General features: G+C 46.3%; 3 protein-coding genes. 2 read left to right on the top strand and 1 reads right to left on the bottom strand.

What is annotated here, in order from left to right:
• Window positions 1-572 (bottom strand): transglycosylase domain-containing protein (locus tag ACWHAR_RS20220; protein WP_452087631.1); only part of this gene is annotated, 572 nt, incomplete at its 3' end.
• Between the two features lie 201 nt (window positions 573-773).
• On the opposite strand from ACWHAR_RS20220, the gene speE reads away from it, so the two are divergent.
• The gene (speE, locus tag ACWHAR_RS20225) at window positions 774-1,604 is read left to right on the top strand and encodes a spermidine synthase (protein WP_003227543.1); all 831 of its coding nucleotides are present in this window, start codon (window positions 774-776) and stop codon (window positions 1,602-1,604) included.
• A 60-nt stretch (window positions 1,605-1,664) separates the two neighbouring features.
• Window positions 1,665-2,009, top strand: a 345-nt coding sequence (locus ACWHAR_RS20230) for an arginase family protein (RefSeq protein ID WP_452087632.1), incomplete at its 3' end; no start/stop codon positions are given.

Consider the following 2,009-nt stretch of genomic DNA (forward strand, 5'->3'; position numbering starts at 1 on the left):
TACAGGCGGGAAGCTGCTTCAATGCCGTAGGCGCCGTGGCCGTAGTAAATCGTATTTAAATAGCCTTCTAATATCTCGTCCTTAGAATAGTTTTGTTCCAGACGGATCGTGTAGAACGCCTCATTCCATTTCCGTTTCCACGTTTTGTCGTGTTCAAGGTATAAGTTTCTCGCATATTGCTGGGTGATGGTGCTTGCACCCTGAACCTTGGCAAATGCTTTCAGGTCAGCAAGCGCCGCGCCGGCCATGCGTTTATAATCAAAGCCGTGATGATCGTAGAAATTCTGGTCTTCAATCGCCACTGTCGCTTTTACGATCGTCGGATTCATGTCCTTTAAGGGGACCCAATAGCGCTTTTCGCCGTAGTTCGTTTCCCCGAGCTTTGAGCCGTCACTCGCATACAAAATCGTGGATTGCGGCACTTGCACCGAGGGAGCGCCCTGGTATTTGGCTATCAAAATGACAGTCATAAACACGGCAGCTGCCGCCAAGGCCGCAAAAGCCCCTAAAAAGATAAAGGCGCGAACGGTTTTCAGCGTCAGTCTCAGCCGTTTATTTGTCATTGCATCCACAACGGGTTCCCCCTTTTTTTATGTTTCTACTATTATGAGAAAAAAAGATCGTTTTTAAACATCGCAGAACAGGACGCATCTTTACTTTTTCCCCGCCATCCTCTATACTTTTTCCTTAGGTGAAAATGAGATTTCTACCGAGAATAAAAGCTGATAAGACGCTTACAATAAATGAATACAGCCTCGAAAGGGAGATGACAATTGAGCGAACTTTGGTACACAGAGAAGCAGACGAAAAACTTTGGCATTACGATGAAGGTTAACAAAACGTTACATACAGAACAAACGGAGTTTCAGCATTTAGAAATGGTGGAAACAGAAGAGTTCGGCAACATGCTGTTTTTAGACGGCATGGTGATGACATCTGAAAAAGACGAATTCGTTTATCACGAAATGGTGGCGCATGTGCCATTATTTACGCACCCAAATCCGGAGCACGTTCTCGTAGTCGGCGGCGGTGACGGCGGCGTTATCAGAGAAATCCTGAAGCACCCAAGCGTGAAAAAGGCAACACTTGTAGATATTGACGGCAAGGTTATCGAATACTCTAAAAAGTTCCTTCCTTCTATCGCAGGCAAACTGGATGATCCGCGCGTTGACGTGCAGGTAGATGATGGATTTATGCATATTGCAAAATCCGAAAATCAATACGACGTCATCATGGTAGATTCAACTGAACCAGTCGGACCGGCTGTAAACCTGTTTACAAAAGGATTCTACGCAGGAATCGCAAAAGCGCTGAAAGAAGACGGTATTTTCGTTGCGCAGACGGACAACCCATGGTTTACACCGGAATTAATCACAAATGTACAGCGCGACGTGAAGGAAATCTTCCCGATTACGAAGCTGTATACGGCGAACATTCCGACATATCCAAGCGGTTTGTGGACATTTACAATTGGCTCGAAAAAATATGATCCGCTTGCAGTGGAAGACAGCCGTTTCTTCGATATTGAGACGAAATATTACACAAAAGATATTCATAAAGCGGCGTTTGTTCTGCCGAAATTTGTGAGTGACTTGATTAAATAATGAAGGTATGGCGCAGGAGCGAATCTTGCGCTTTTTTACAGGAAAGCGAGGGTATTATAGATGAGATTTGATGAAGCTTATTCAGGAAAAGTATTTATCGCGAGCCGTCCCGAGTGGGAAGAGGCGGACGCCATTCTTTACGGCATGCCGATGGACTGGACAGTCAGCTATCGCCCGGGCTCACGCTTTGGTCCAAGCAGAATCCGTGAGGTGTCAATCGGCCTTGAGGAATACAGCCCATATTTAGACCGCGATCTGGCTGAGTTGAACTTCTTTGACGCCGGCGACATTCCGCTGCCGTTCGGAAATCCGCAGCGAAGCCTGGATATGATTGAAGAGTACGTGGACAGCATTTTAGAAAAAGGGAAGTTCCCAATGGGTATGGGCGGGGAGCACCTCGTGTCA

It is taken from the genome of Bacillus sp. LR--39 (genome assembly GCF_053613335.1).